This is a genomic window from Polaribacter sejongensis (assembly GCF_038024065.1).
In the GTDB taxonomy this organism is placed as follows: Bacteria; Bacteroidota; Bacteroidia; order Flavobacteriales; family Flavobacteriaceae; genus Polaribacter; species Polaribacter sejongensis.
In genome coordinates, this window is sequence record NZ_CP150667.1 from 1,664,970 (window position 1) to 1,680,967 (window position 15,998).

The 15,998-nt window shown below is 32.0% G+C and carries 8 protein-coding genes and 3 tRNA genes; 3 read left to right on the plus strand and 8 right to left on the minus strand.

Annotated features, from left to right (window positions below; translation table 11 throughout):
• Nucleotides 1-736: 736 nt before the first annotated feature.
• The 6 genes from WHD08_RS06845 to WHD08_RS06870 form a co-directional block, all read right to left on the minus strand.
• Nucleotides 737-1,366 (minus strand): porin family protein, encoded by a 630-nt coding sequence (locus tag WHD08_RS06845; RefSeq protein ID WP_208888741.1) that lies wholly within the window; start codon nt 1,364-1,366, stop codon nt 737-739.
• 82 nt (nt 1,367-1,448) lie between these two features.
• On the minus strand, nt 1,449-4,424 hold the full coding sequence (locus WHD08_RS06850; RefSeq protein ID WP_208888740.1) for a DEAD/DEAH box helicase: 2,976 nt from the start codon (nt 4,422-4,424) through the stop codon (nt 1,449-1,451).
• Between the two features lie 255 nt (nt 4,425-4,679).
• Nucleotides 4,680-4,753 (minus strand) — tRNA-Arg (locus WHD08_RS06855).
• 30 nt (nt 4,754-4,783) lie between these two features.
• Nucleotides 4,784-4,858: transfer RNA gene (locus tag WHD08_RS06860), tRNA-Pro, on the minus strand.
• A gap of 15 nt (nt 4,859-4,873) precedes the next feature.
• Nucleotides 4,874-4,955: transfer RNA gene (locus WHD08_RS06865), tRNA-Ser, on the minus strand.
• A 104-nt stretch (nt 4,956-5,059) separates the two neighbouring features.
• Nucleotides 5,060-7,123, minus strand: coding sequence for an HD family phosphohydrolase (locus WHD08_RS06870; RefSeq protein ID WP_208888739.1), 2,064 nt, complete (start codon nt 7,121-7,123; stop codon nt 5,060-5,062).
• A gap of 134 nt (nt 7,124-7,257) precedes the next feature.
• Between WHD08_RS06870 and WHD08_RS06875 the strand changes: the two genes are divergently transcribed.
• Both WHD08_RS06875 and WHD08_RS06880 read left to right on the plus strand, forming a co-directional pair.
• Nucleotides 7,258-8,436: an acetyl-CoA C-acyltransferase gene (locus tag WHD08_RS06875; RefSeq protein ID WP_208888738.1), complete on the plus strand. Its 1,179-nt coding sequence runs from the start codon at nt 7,258-7,260 to the stop codon at nt 8,434-8,436.
• A gap of 31 nt (nt 8,437-8,467) precedes the next feature.
• On the plus strand, nt 8,468-9,238 hold the full coding sequence (locus WHD08_RS06880) for a C40 family peptidase (protein WP_208888737.1): 771 nt from the start codon (nt 8,468-8,470) through the stop codon (nt 9,236-9,238).
• Between the two features lie 54 nt (nt 9,239-9,292).
• On the opposite strand, the gene WHD08_RS06885 is transcribed toward WHD08_RS06880, so the two are convergent.
• On the minus strand, nt 9,293-10,537 hold the full coding sequence (locus WHD08_RS06885) for a tetratricopeptide repeat protein (RefSeq protein WP_208888736.1): 1,245 nt from the start codon (nt 10,535-10,537) through the stop codon (nt 9,293-9,295).
• Nucleotides 10,538-10,559: 22 nt separating this feature from the next.
• Entirely contained in the window at nt 10,560-13,091 is a 2,532-nt protein-coding gene (gyrA, locus tag WHD08_RS06890; protein WP_208888735.1) for a DNA gyrase subunit A, read from the minus strand.
• Between the two features lie 274 nt (nt 13,092-13,365).
• On the opposite strand from gyrA, the gene WHD08_RS06895 reads away from it, so the two are divergent.
• Nucleotides 13,366-15,930: an ATP-dependent Clp protease ATP-binding subunit gene (locus tag WHD08_RS06895; RefSeq protein WP_208888734.1), complete on the plus strand. Its 2,565-nt coding sequence runs from the start codon at nt 13,366-13,368 to the stop codon at nt 15,928-15,930.
• Nucleotides 15,931-15,998 lie beyond the last annotated feature (68 nt).

Sequence of the window (15,998 nt, forward strand, 5' to 3'; positions counted from 1 at the left end):
TGAAATATGGGGTGTTCTATGAAATAGTATGGTTGAAATACGTTTTACTTATTGAAGAAAACACTTATTTAAGTGCTAAACCTGTTCTTTATATGATTCTTTTTGTAAAAAAAGTACTTGTGCTGACAACTCTGGAGGTATTTGAAATGAGAATTTCCACAAAGTAATTCTTAAAACCGGAATAATATAAGCTCTTATATATAGGTGCATATTTATAAATAGGATGAGTTCGACGAATTGGGTGCTTTACAAATTACTACTCTAAAAAACTGATGAAACAAGTTTTTTTGACAAATAGAAACATTAGTTCTGGGGTTTTGTTTGGATAATATAGTATGGAATTAAGATGTATTTGGTTGAGGCTTATATGCAGTCTATATGAAAACAAATAGCACTTAAAAATAAAACACTTATTATCAATCCATTAAAACTAATAGACCTCACAGGTTTTAAAAACCTGTGAGGTCTTGGTAATGGTATTGTCCTAAATATTGTAGAAGTAATCTATAATGTTTCTTGCGCATTAAGTCAGTACTTAAATAAAGAAGAATTCTTCAAAAAGAACTTCATTCGGCAAATTAGCTGTGTTAGGGATTGAAACGTCATCCTTTTTATATGATTATTGTAGCGACAGCAGAAATAAGCATACAAAAAGATATAGAGGAAAGCCCGACCACGCTTTTTTCGGCGTGGGAACACCCGTGAAAAATCATCTTTAAAATGTAATATTGAAAATTTAAAACGTGTAACCTAAACCAATTTGTAGTACCCTATTTTTATATGAATGCTCTATAAACGAAGTAGGATAGGCGACCTTAGAGATATCTGATAAACCAAACATATATTTAGTTTCTAAAAATAATCCAAAATTAAAATGATATTCAAAACCCGCCAGTAAACCCGAATCAAAATTCTTATAGCCTTCTATTTCAAATCTATTTGGGTTATCGCTGGTTTTCTCTTTTGAATGTACAACATATCCTAAATAAGTTCCGATATTAAGATAAAAATTATGAAGAACTCTCGTTTTTAAATAAATAGGTAAATTAATTTGATTGATTTCGTGCGCAGTAAAATCTCCTGGTTCTGTATAATTATATACCCATCCCTGTTCTGAATAAACCAATTGGACTTGTAATAAAATATTGTCTTTTACTTCTGTCAATGGAAAGTTAATACCCGCTGCAACATAAAAAGATTTTCGGTTATCGAATTCTCTACTTGAGGACACTCCTCTTTCAATCATTTTAAAGTTTGTGTTGGAAAGATTTAATCCTCCTTTTACAAAATATTTCATTGAAGATTGCCCGAAATTAGATGAACTAGTCATTAAAAGTATAAACAGAATTGCAACTCCTTTTTTCATTCTAAATATTTTTATAATACTAAAAACTTACTATTTTTCTGTGGTGACTTATCTTACCCTACAAAAGTAATTCAATATTAATTTAAGTTGGCATATCAAACATATTTAAATGCTTTTTTAAAATTCCGGATGGCGTACTTTTCGTTTCATCAAAAATTCTGGTATCTCCAAAAAGAATAAAACTATCTCTTGCTCTTGATACCGCAACATTTAGCATGTTTGGTTTATTGTCTCTATCGAAAAATAGAACACCTTCGTCTTCATTAGTATATACTGAACTAAATAAAACAATATTTCGCTCTGCTCCTTGCAAAGCATGTACGGTGCCTAATTTTATTTCGTTCACTTTAAAACCAGATTCTATTAATGCTTTTGAAAGTTCTGTTTTCTGACTAGCAAAGGGCGTAATGATTCCTAAAACACTTTCTATTTTATCTACATTATACGCTTTCTGTATATCTTCTTTGTGTCTATTTATCCATAAAATGATGGCTTTTACCTCATTCATGTTATGGCGACTGTTAAACTTGCGCTCACTATAACCTTCTACATGATACGCCATCATGGACGCAAAAATTTGATCCTCATGCGCTTTCCCTTTCATGGGTTTTAAAATACCATCGTAGGCTAGTTCATTGCAAAATCCTATTATTTCATCATTACACCTTCTATGCTCTAATAATAATAAGCCATTTTCTTTGGTGGTAACCAATGGGGTTTCATATTCACAGGCATTTTGAGCCATTTTCATGATACTTCCGCTTGATGCTAAAAACCCAATGTTATTTAGATATTCTTTTTGCGCTAGATCTGTAACAATATTTTGATTGGTTAAATTTCCGTAATCGATTTTTGGAGGAATAGACCAAATTGGTTCTATTTGCTTTAAATCTCCTACTACAATTGCTTTTTGAGCTAATGAAAATATTGGAATGCTGACTTCTGGCGTTACTTGACCAGCTTCATCAATAATTAATAAATCTAAAAAATTAAATAGCGGCAAGTATTCGAAGATTGGTTTTCCGTTTTCATTCTCTCCTTGAAATTGGCTGAATAAAAAATGAGTTGGAGCTGTATATAAGGTTGCCACAAAACAAGGTGTTAGCATTGCTCTTCGTTTCCATTTTGCAATGACTGTTTTTTCTCCAGTTCCCTTTTCGGTTTCATTTTCTAAAACATCTTCTGTTTCTAGAATCCACCTTGCCTCCCAATAATGGGTCGCTAATAAAAAGGCTTTATGACGTAGGCTTAAATCTATTTCATCATAAAAAAACCGATGTGTTTTATCTGTAGACTCCATTTTTTCATATTCGAACTCCCACATTTGTTCTTCTGAAATAAAAGGATAGCCTGTAACCTCATTTAAATGTTTCCAGTTTTTTAACCTTAAGTTTGATGACAGCGCTAAATTAAAATCTACAATGCATTTTTTTATAAAGACTAGTGCTGTTTTATCATCTGTAAGAGTTTCTTTACTTACAATAAAAAGGTGTTCTGAGTTATTTGAACCTTCTTCTAAATCTACTTTAAAATAGCGTTTTATTTCGTTGATAAAATTACCTTCTTTAGCCAGCGACTTTATCTTAACAATGATATCTCTCCACTCTTGTAATTTTGATATTTTAATTACATTTTTCTTAATGTGGTTTTCCTTGTCTAGCAATAAATTATTCACCTTTTCTATAGAGGATAAATAATCTTGAGAAATTTGCCCCCCCTCCATTAAGTTATCTTCTATCACCGAAATTTCTTCTTGCAGGTGATTACAAATATCTTCTAAAGAGTTTGCACCGAAACCAAAATAATCTAAATATCTACTATAAAAGAAATTCTTGGCATCGTGTATATAATTTTCGTTTTCTAAATCACACAAAGTACCTTCATTACCAAACATATTCCCTTTAAGATAATTGATATCTTTTAACGATTTTTCACTTTTAGAGCTTGATGGTAAATACGTAGCATAGCCATTAAAACCAGGAATCCAGCGTTCGGCTAAATTCCCCATAGTACTTTTAGAATTTATAAAACTATCTATAATGTTGGTTACCGCCTGGTTGTTTGTTGAACAGGCCAAAATAACAGGAGCTTCTTCTCCATTAATCGCCGCGCGCACCACTTCTGTAGCCACCAAACTTTGCAATAAAGTAGTTTTTCCGGTTCCTGGAGGTCCATTTACGGCCGTAATTCCATTTTCTTCTGCTGTTAAATAAGACAATAAGGTTTTACGCTGACTAATAGAAAGCGGAAATTCGTTAGACATTTGCCCTAAATGCAAATGATTGTAATCTAAAAAACCTTTATCGGTAATAGGATCTCTTCGCTCTCTATTTCTTGGGTTTATTATTTTTGAAATTAACGGAAGCTCTTCAGTTTCATTTATTAAATTCTCATACAAAAACAGAATACTTTTTGCTGCTGATATTTTAGAGCTTCTCGCAAAATACGTTACTTTGTTATTGGTTTTATATCCTTCTGCCCTATAATCCTCTATACCTATACCCGTAATTTCTGAAAAAACTAAACTAATATACTCCCAATAAGAAGCCCAATCTAATTCTTCTTCCTCTTCTACTTCTGGTTCTTCTAAATCTCTAGCTTCTGCTATTGTTTCTATGGATGAAAAAATAAAATCGTTACCAACCTCTGCTATTGGATCTAAATAATTACGAACTATTAATGGAAATATTTCTCTTGGGGCAGATAATTGACCTAAGCGATTTACTCTTGCCGTGATCCAAAAAGGATGAATTGTTTTTTGTTTGAAATTAGGATCGTCTGTTTGAAAATCTAATTGAAAAGGTGCTATAATAATTTCGGCATCAAATACTTGATGCCAATTATCGCTATCTTTTTTAGCAACTCCTTTTAACCTATTAATTCTTTTCTCTTCTACATCAAGCATTTCAGCAGCATTTTTAGCACTAATGGTTGCTTTGCTTAAATCGCAATAGTTTTGATGAAATAAGTTTTTGATTCTAGAAATGTCTACTGCTAAGTTTTCACTGTCTGTTAAACTGTTTTTATAATAATTTAACCAGTTTTTTACGTTGCTCATGTATTTTATTAGAATTCTTAGGTTAGTAAATTAAAAAAATGGAGTGCGAATATATACTTTTCGTTGTTTATTCTTGATGAAATAGTTGCTATAATTAATGATAAAAATAAGGTTGAATTGTTAATTATTGAAGACTAAGCTATTAATTCTAATAATCCTTTTATTTGAAGTTTTAGCCTTAAAGATTAAGTTTATCTACAATAACACAAAACCTATATAAAACAAAAAACCTTACTATTTCTAGTAAGGTTTAAGTGAGCCCTGAAGGATTCGAACCTTCGACCGCCTCCTTAGAAGGGAGGTGCTCTATCCAGCTGAGCTAAGAGCCCGTAATTTTTAAGTTGTTACGACCAACTGTGTCGGGGTGGCAGGATTCGAACCTGCGACCTCCTCGTCCCAAACGAGGCGCGATGACCGGGCTACGCTACACCCCGAGTGCAATTTCTTAGCGGAGAGACAGGGACTCGAACCCTGGCGACCCTAAGGTCGACAGATTAGCAATCTGCTGCATTACCACTCTGCCATCTCTCCTTTCGGCGTTACATTAAAAACATAACCTTGAAATTGCGAGTGCAAATTTAAGACATTAAAAGGATTACACAAGTCTTTTTTGATTTTTTTTAAAATTATTTTTTTTATTCTGGATATTCGACCCTTAAATGATAGATATTCATTAGCTTTTTCTTGATCACTTTCTTAATAATCTCTATCTCTCTAAAGGTTATATTAGAGTTCAAAAACTGATTATCAGCCATTTGTTTACTTATAATTTTATCTATCAAGTTACTAATAGATAAAGCTGTAGGTTTTGTTAAACTTTTAGACGCAGCTTCCGAAGCATCACACATCATTAAGATTGCTGTTTCTTTTGAAAAAGGAATAGGTCCTTGGTACTGAAACTTCTTTATATCTACTTTTGTATCGGGATTCAGTTCTTGTTCCTTCTTATAAAAATAATAGGTAGAACTTGTACCATGATGCGTTCTTATAAAATCGATTATTCTATCTGGTAATTTATATTTTTTAGCTAACTCCACCCCTTTTATAACATGATCTGTAATTATTTTAGAACTATCTCTTGCTGATAAATCGTTGTGAGGGTTAACACCTGTAGATTGATTCTCTGTAAAATACATTGGATTTAATATTTTACCAATATCATGATACAAAGCACCTGTTCTAACCAACATAGAGTTCGCTCCTATTTCATTGGCCGCAGCTTCTGCTAAATTAGCGACTTGCATGGAGTGTTGAAACGTACCTGGAGCTTTTTCATTTAACTCTCTTAAAAGCTTCGCATTTGTATTAGAAAGCTCTAATAAAGTAATATCAGAAACCAAACCAAAAACCTTTTCATACATATATATAATAATTATTGATAAAAAGGATAACAAACCATTGGCTGCAAAAAGCATAAAGTAATTCCAGTTTATTTGAGAAGCATTTCCTTCTCTAATAATTGAAAAGGCAAAATAAGTTATCATATAGATAAGTGTAATTTGCGCTACAGAAATAAACAAGTTACCTCTTTTATACAACTCAGAAACCGTAAGTATCGTCACCATACCCGCAATGATATGTAAGTAGATAAATTCAAAACTATTTGGTACAATATATCCTAAAAGCAATACTGTTAAAACGTGTGTAAACAAGCCTAAACGCGCATCAAAAAAAGCTTTTAAAACTATGGGAAGTACACTTAAAGGAACAACATACAAATAATCTGCATTGTATTTAATAACCAATGTTTGTATAAAAATCATTAAAAAAACATTGAAAAAAATAAAGGTTACCTGGTTATTATTGTCATATATTTCTACTCGATACTTTTTTAAGAATAACAAAAGCATCAATAAAGCTAGAGAAACTAAAATGGTATATCCTAAAATAATCCAATTATAATTTGAGTCCGTCCAAACCTGAGATTCAGATTCAGTTTTTAAAGAATTTAATATCGCTAGTTTTTTCCCCTCTACAATATCTCCTTTTAAGATAATTAATTTACCCGCTTCTACAATTCCTTTTGTATAAGAAATATTTTTTATAGCATTTTCAATTACTTTATCAGTATAAATTGTATCAAAATAGATATTGGGTTTTATAATTTCTGATAATAAATCTAATAATATTTTTTTACCATAAAAAGATCTTTCTGCTTCTAAATTACTTCTAATTATTTCTAAAACCTCTTTAGATGTTAGCAGGTTTTTAAACAAGATATCTTCTACCTCATTCCCTTTTCTAAGCGCAACTATTTCATTTTTATTTGATACCCTTTCTTGACTTACCACCTCTAAAAAACCTCGTTCATAGATATTATCTATAACTTTTTGACCAATTTTAGATATGTTCACAATCTCATCTGAACTTAAAGAATCTGATTGTTTTAATAGCGAAATCCTTCTTTTATAATTTGATTTCACATCCTTTTCAACATCAAAATCTTGTAAAAAATAAACTTTTGAGTTCTCTGAAATTTGTTTCTTTTCTAATGTAATTTCTTCTGCAGTTTTTTGAATAGAAAAATCAAAAGGCGCATATAAATTATCATATTTCCAAAGTTGCCCATTATTAAAATCATATTTAAATTGCCCGCCTTTTGGAAACAAATAAACAATTGCAATAGTGGCAACTAAAAACAAAATTACCTTATAAATAATGGCATTGTTTTGGTACAGTTTATTAACTATATTACTCATAGAACATATCTTCTTACTACAAACTTACCATAAAAAAGTTAAGCTCAAAAATTCAAGTTGAATAATAAAACTTAAATTGATTAAAAATAGTTAATTTAGCACAACAAATCTTACTCAAAATAAACACTATATTTATGAAAGAAGTCGTAATTGTATCTGTAGCTAGAACTCCAATTGGAAGCTTTATGGGAAGTTTATCTACCATTCCTGCTCCTAAATTAGGAGCAATTGCTATAAAAGGAGCCTTAGAAAAAATAAACTTAAACCCTAATTTGGTTGAAGAAGTTTTTATGGGTAATGTTGTTTCTGCTGGCTTAGGTCAGGCGCCAGCAAGACAAGCAGCCATTTTTGCAGGAATACCTAATACAGTGCCTTGTACTACCGTAAATAAAGTATGTGCTTCTGGTATGAAATCTATTATGTTAGCAGCACAAACCATTGCTTTAGGTGATGCTGATATTGTGGTTGCAGGTGGTATGGAAAACATGAGTGCTATTCCGCATTATCAACACGCAAGAAAAGGTACAAAATTTGGAGCAATAACGATGGAAGATGGACTTCAGAAAGATGGCTTAGTAGATGCTTATGATAATGTTGCAATGGGTGTTTGTGCAGATACTTGTGCTAGTGAATATGGTTTTTCTAGAGAAGATCAAGATGCATTTGCTGTACAGTCTTACAACCGTTCTGCAAAAGCTTGGAGTGATGGAAAATATGCTGATGAAATTGTATCTGTAGAAATTCCTCAAAGACGAGGAGAACCAATACTCTTTTCTGAGGATGAAGAATACAGCAATGTAAGAATGGATAAGATTCCAACCTTAAGAGCTGCTTTTACAAAAGACGGTACTGTTACCGCTGCAAATGCTTCTACCATTAATGATGGTGGTGCTGCACTAGTATTAATGTCTGCAGATAAAGCAAAAGAACTAAATATTACACCTTTAGCAAAAATACTAAGTTATGCCGATGCTGCTCATGAGCCAGAATGGTTTACAACTGCACCCGCAAAAGCATTACCAAAAGCCTTAGCGAAAGCAAATATTTCTATTAATGATGTAGATTACTTTGAGTTAAACGAAGCTTTTTCTATTGTTGGTTTAGCAAATATGAAAATTTTAGGCATTACAGATGATAAAGTAAATGTAAATGGTGGGGCTGTTTCTTTAGGTCATCCATTAGGGGTTTCTGGAGCCAGAATAGTAATTGCTTTAACCTCTATATTAAAACAAAATAACGCTAAAATTGGCGCTGCTGCAATTTGCAATGGTGGTGGTGGAGCAAGTGCATTTGTTATAGAAAGAATTTCGTAAAAGATTTAATTCAACATTTAAAACTTATAACTTGTTATACGGCATTTGTAATTTAAGCATTGTTCCTTTAAGAGCAGAAGAATCTAACCAATCAGAAATGACGAGCCAGGTTTTATTTGGTGAAGCTTTTGAAGTGATTGAAAAACAGAAAGAATGGAGTAAAATCCGTTTGACTTTTGACAACTATGAAGGGTATATAGATAATAAACAGTATACAGAAATCTCTGCTGATTTCTATTCAAAACTAAAAACTGAAAAGCAATATTTTTCAGGGGAAATGATTGATTTTATTACCAATAGTAAAAATGAGTTAACCACCATACCTTTGGGATCTAATTTACCTTTTTATAATGCAGGGAAGCTTCAAATAAACTTAGAATCATATACATATGAAGGTGCTATTTTATCAGAAGAAAAATCTAAAAATAAAATTGCACAAACTGCTTTTAATTACCTAAACACGCCTTACTTATGGGGAGGAAAAACACCTTTTGGTATTGATTGTTCTGGTTTTACACAAATGGTATATAAGCTTTGTGGATACCAACTTTTAAGAGACGCTAATCAACAAGCTACACAAGGTGAAGTTTTAAGTTTTATAGAAGAAAGTGAAGCTGGTGATTTGGCTTTTTTTGATAATGAAGAAGGAGAAATTATTCATGTTGGAATCATTTTAAGCGACTACCATATTATACACGCCCATGGTAAAGTAAGAATAGACACTTTAGATCATAGTGGTATTTTTAATGCCGAACTTCAAAAACATACACACAAGTTAAGAATCATAAAAAAAATGATATAAAAAAAACCGAAACTAAAATTAGTTTCGGTTTTTTTATAAAATTGAAAGTCTTAATTATTGACCTCTCATCTCTTTATAAACTGGTCTTAAAGCATCTGCTTCAGTAGTCATCTCTAAGGTATCATAAATATTTAATAAAGAACTTACAGTTCCTTCTGTTCTCTCAAGCTCATCTGCTTTAATAATATAAGGTAAAGCTTCTTTACAGATAACTTTTAACTCACCTTCTAATTCTGTATATTTCTTTTCATTCGATAAATTTTCATTCATCTCATTAATAACAGCTATTCTTTTATTTAAAATAGTAACTCCTAAATTTAAATAAGCATCTCCGTATTCTGGATCTAATTCAATCGCTTTTTCATAAAATCCAATTGCTTCTTCAATATGGTTTTCTTGAGCATTTACAACACCTAAGTTAAAAAACAACGTTGGGTTTGTAGGATCAATTTCTACAGCCTCTTTCATTAACTCTCCAAATTTATCCATTTTTTCAAGTTCAATGTACATTTGAGCTTGGTTTAATAATAAATTGATGTCTTTAGGATTCGACTTTCTAGCTTCTTCTAAGGCAGCAATTGCTAATTCTGGTTTCCCTTGATTTACATAAATGTAACCAATATTTTTAGTAATTTCTGCTTGTTTAGATGCTGTCGTTTTTTCACTTGGTTTTGTGTATTTACCAAACTTAACCATTGCATCTCTATTAGCCTTAGTTCCTAAATCTTCCTCTTCACCTGTTTCTTTATTAACAGCAATATATTGAGTTGAAATACCTGTATAATTAATATCTTGTAACTCTTTATAATACTTTAAAGACCCATCATAATCCTTAGCTAAAGAAGAACTTAAAGCTGCATTGTATAAGAAAGAAGTATCTTTAGGGCTTAATTTATATGTTAAATAAAAATCACTTGTTGCATTTTTATAGTCTTGCTTGTTGTATGCTTCAATTGCATTTTTAGAAACAAATTGAACCAATTCATTTAACTTAGGCTCTGCTTCTTTAGTGTATTTTTGTTTCCCTATTTCCTTTTCGTAAGCAATTAATTTATTATAAGCTTCTGCTGCTTTCTCTGCATTCGATTTACCATAAGCAGATCCCTTTAAAAAGAAATATTTTGCTTTATATTTTGAATCCATTGAATCTTCTGTAGCCTCTAAACCAGCCAATGCTGCTTTTGCTTCTTTAAATTGACCTTTTTTTATTGCCTTTTCAGCAGCTTTAATTTCATCTTTTTGCGCAAAAGAAGCTATTGATAAGAAACCAACTGTTAACGCTAATATTTGATTTTTCATTTTACTAATTATTAATTTATTGTTATTCTTGATTTTCATTTGAATCATTTTCAATTTCCGTGCCATTCTCTGTTTCGCCTTCAACCTCATCTCCTTCAAGCTCTTCTACAACCTCTTCTTCATGAGCAACTTTAGCAACTGCAGCAATACTATCTGAATCTTTAATATTAATTAAACGAACTCCTTGCGTTGCACGCCCCATTACTCTTAAATCTTCTACAGCCATTCTAATCGTTAATCCAGATTTATTGATAATCATTAAATCGTTAGAATCATCTACATTTTTAATAGCTACTAAATTACCTGTTTTTTCAGAAATATTTAAAGTTTTAACACCTTTACCTCCTCTATTGGTAACTCTATAATCTTCTAATTTAGAACGTTTACCGTATCCTTTTTCAGAAACTACAAGTATATTGCTCTCCATATCATTTACAGCAACCATACCTATTACTTCATCATTTTCATGCTGTAAAGTAATACCCCTTACTCCAGAAGCAGTTCTACCCATTGGGCGCGTTTTTGCTTCTTCGAAACGAATAGATTTACCAGATGCCAAGGCTAACATAACTTGACTGTCTCCAGTTGTTAACTTCGCTTCTAATAACTCATCTCCATCCTTAATAGTAATTGCATTAATACCATTTGTTCTTGGTCTAGAATATTGCTCTAAAGAAGTCTTCTTAACCTGACCTTTCTTTGTTGCCATAATAACATAATGGTTATTTACATACTCTTCATCTTTTAAATCTTGAGTTACTAAAAATGCCTTTACACTATCATCTTGTTCTATATTTATAAGGTTTTGCATTGCTCTACCTTTGGTGTTTTTACCACCTTCAGGAATTTCATATACGCGCATCCAGAATACTTTTCCTTTTTGCGTAAAGAACATCATATATTGGTGGTTTGTACCTACAAATAAGTGCTCTAAGAAATCTTCATTTCTTGTAGTTGCTCCTTTTTGGCCTCTACCTCCTCTATTCTGAACCTTATACTCTTCTAAATTTGTACGTTTCAAATATCCTGCGTTAGAAATAGTAACCACAACTTTCGTATCAGGTATCATATCTTCTATTCGCATATCTCCACCAGCAAACTCTATTACAGATCTACGCTCATCACCATATTTATCTTTAATAAGCGCTAATTCTTCTTTTATAATATCGTATCGTCTTGGCTCGTTTGCTAAAATATCTTTTAAATCAGTGATGGTTAACATAATTTCATCATACTCAGCACGTAATTTATCTTGCTCTAGTCCTGTTAATTGACGCAAACGCATTTCTACAATTGCCTTCGCTTGAATTTCAGATAACTCAAAACGCTTAATTAAACTTTCTCTAGCTTCATCGGCATTATTAGAAGCTCTAATAATTTTAATTACTTCATCAATATTATCCGAAGCAATAATTAATCCCTCTAAAATATGTGCTCTAGCTTCTGCCTTTTTAAGTAAAAACTCAGTTCTACGAACAATTACTTCATGTCTATGTTCTACAAAATAATGAATTAATTCTTTTAAGTTTAATTGTTCTGGTCTTCCATTTACCAAAGCAATATTATTTACACTAAAAGAAGTTTGTAATTGAGTGTATTTAAATAATTTATTTAAAACAATGTTAGGTATTGCATCACGTTTTAAAATGTACACAATACGCATTCCGTTTCTATCAGACTCATCACGAATATTCGCAATACCAGATATTTTTTTCTCATTAACAAGATCAGCAGTTTTTTTAATCATTTCTGCTTTATTCACTTGGTAAGGAATTTCCGTAACAATAATACACTCACGTCCCTTCACCTCTTCAATAACAGCTTTAGCACGCATTACAATACGTCCACGACCTGTATGAAATGCATCTCTAACACCATCGTAACCATAAATAATTCCTCCTGTAGGAAAATCTGGTGCGGTAATGTGCTGCATTAATTCATCGATCTCAATATCTCTATTATCAATATATGCCATGGTACCATTTATAACTTCAGTTAAGTTATGTGGTGCCATGTTTGTTGCCATACCTACTGCAATACCAGAAGCTCCGTTTACTAATAAATTAGGAATACGAGTTGGTAAAACGGTTGGTTCTTGCAAAGTATCATCAAAATTTAATCGATGATCTACTGTTTCTTTTTCAATATCAGCCAACATGTCTTCTGATATTTTTTGCATTCTAACCTCAGTATAACGCATTGCTGCTGGCGAATCTCCATCTACAGAACCAAAGTTCCCTTGACCATCAACCATCATATAACGTACACTCCAGCTTTGTGCCATACGCACCATAGAATCGTATACAGAAGTATCTCCGTGTGGGTGATACTTACCTAAAACTTCCCCAACAATTCTTGCGGATTTTTTATACGAACCTGTAGCTTTAATCCCTAACTCATGCATACCAAACAAAACCCTTCTATGAACTGGCTTTAAACCATCTCTTACATCTGGTAATGCTCTTGAAACAATTACTGACATCGAGTAATCGATGTACGCAGCTTTCATCTGTTCTTCAATGTTAATCGGAATTAACTTTTCTCCGTCTGCCATATTTATATTTGATTAATTTTACGTCATTTTTTTAAAACAAGGCAAGTTACTATTTTTACTTGTTTTTACAAAGGTTTTAGCACTTGTAATTCAGTAGAGTTATCAACATTACTTCATAATTTTTAACAAGAATTTATTTGCTTGATTTACAAGAGTTTTCTACCTTGGTATCTTAGTCAAACTGTCAGTTTTTTAGCATTGGCATCTTTTTTGTAATTATCTACAAAAAAAAAGGACTAAATTTACAACACATCAATAATAGACAGATAGAAATATGGACGATAATTTTTCACCAAAGGTTAGAGATGTAATTACTTTCAGTAAAGAAGAAGCGCTACGTTTAGGGCAAGAATTTATTGGAACAGAACATCTTTTACTAGGTTTAATAAGACAAGGAGAAGGAAAAGCAATAGAAATATTAACAGCATTTGATGTTGATTTTGTTTTATTGCGTAAAAAATTAGAACAATTAAACCCTGTAACTCCAACGTTTACAGAAAGTACAGATAAGCCGAGTTTACGATTAACAAGACAAGCTGAAAAAGCCTTAAAAACAACTTTTTTAGAAGCTAAATTATATCAGAGCGAATCTATAGATACGGCACATTTATTACTTTGTATTTTAAGAAATGAAAACGACCCAACTACAAAGTTAATTCACAAATATCATGTAAATTATGATGAAGCTAAAACGCTTTATAAACAACTACATGTAGATGATATAGAACTACCTATAAACCCTGTTGCAGAGACACCTTCTGATGATGAATTTGCTTCAGAAAGATCGAATCCTTTTGACCAACCTCAAAAGGGAAAAACTGTAAAAAAATCGAAGACTCCGGTATTAGATAATTTCGGTAGAGATTTAACAGATTTAGCAGAAAAAGGAAAATTAGATCCAGTTGTTGGTAGACAAAAAGAAATAGAACGAGTTTCTCAAATTTTAAGTCGTAGAAAGAAAAACAATCCAATGTTAATTGGAGAACCAGGTGTTGGTAAATCTGCCATTGCAGAAGGTTTAGCTTTGCGAATTATTGAAAGAAAAGTGTCAAGAATTTTATTTGACAAACGTATTGTTTCTTTAGATTTAGCAAGCTTAGTTGCTGGCACAAAATATCGCGGTCAGTTTGAAGAGCGTATGAAAGCCTTAATGAATGAACTTGAAAAAAATGATGATATCATTCTTTTTATAGATGAAATTCACACCATTGTTGGTGCTGGTGGAGCAACCGGTTCTTTAGATGCTTCTAACATGCTTAAACCTGCTTTAGCAAGAGGAGAAATACAATGTATTGGTGCAACTACGTTGGATGAATTTAGAACAAATATCGAAAAAGATGGCGCCTTAGAACGTCGTTTTCAAAAGGTAATTGTAGACCCAACTTCAGTAGATGAAACGATACAGATTTTACAAAACATAAAAAATAAATACGAAGAACATCACCATGTAAATTATACAGATGATGCTATTGAAGCTTGTGTAAAATTAACAAACAGGTACATGACCGACAGATACCTACCAGACAAAGCTATTGATGCTTTAGATGAAGCGGGTTCTAGAATTCATATCACAAACATTGTTGTTCCGCAACAAGTTTTAGAACTAGAATCTAAGTTAGAAATTATTAGAGATCAAAAAACTAAAGCTGTAAACGGACAGAAATATGAAGAAGCTGCTAAGTTACGCGACGATGAAAAAAACATGGAAGCTGCTTTAAATTCTGCTCAAAACCAATGGGAAGAAGATTCTAAATTAAATAGAGAAATTGTAACTGAAGATAATGTTGCAGAAGTAGTTTCTATGATGACTGGAATTCCTGTAAATAGAGTTGCAGAAGCAGAAACCAATAGATTACACGAATTACCTGCCTTAATTAAAGGAAAAGTAATTGGACAAAATGAAGCGGTTACCAAAGTGGTAAAAGCAATACAACGTAATAGAGTTGGGTTAAAAGACCCTAACAAACCAATTGGTTCTTTTATTTTCTTAGGACAAACGGGTGTTGGTAAAACGCAATTAGCTAAAGTTTTAGCACGTGAGTTATTTGATTCTGACGATTCTTTAATTAGAATTGACATGAGTGAATATATGGAGAAGTTTGCTATCTCTCGTTTAATTGGAGCGCCTCCAGGATATGTTGGTTATGAAGAAGGTGGACAGTTAACTGAGAAGGTGAGAAGAAAACCATATTCTGTAGTCTTGTTAGATGAGATAGAAAAAGCGCATCCAGATGTGTTTAATATGTTGCTACAAATTTTAGATGACGGTCACATTACCGATAGTTTAGGTAGAAAAATCGATTTTAGAAATACCATAATTATTATGACTTCTAATATTGGTGCACGTCAATTAAAAGACTTTGGTGGTGGTGTAGGTTTTGGTACAGCTACTAAAGCAGCACAAGCAGATGAACATGCAAAATCTGTACTAGAAGGTGCTTTAAAGAAATCTTTTGCTCCGGAGTTTTTAAATAGAATAGATGATGTAATTGTATTTAACGCTTTAGAAAGAGATGATATTCACAAAATTATAGATATCGAGTTAGATAAATTATTACATAGAATATCAGATTTAGGCTACACTTTAAACTTAAGCGAAAAAGCAAAAGATTACATTGCAGACAAAGGTTTTGATAAAAAATATGGAGCAAGACCACTTAAAAGAGCGATACAGAAATACATTGAAGATGCTTTAGCAGAGGAAATAGTAAACTCTAAACTCTATGAAGGTGACACTATACATATGGATTTGGATGAGAAAGAAAATAAACTCACCATTACCATTGAAAAAGGTGAAAAGAAACCTGAAACAAGGACAGAGACCGAAAAGGAATCTTAAAAATTATAAAAATCCCAAACGAAAGTTTGGGATTTCTTTTTTCTATCAAAGAACAATTTACCCACTAT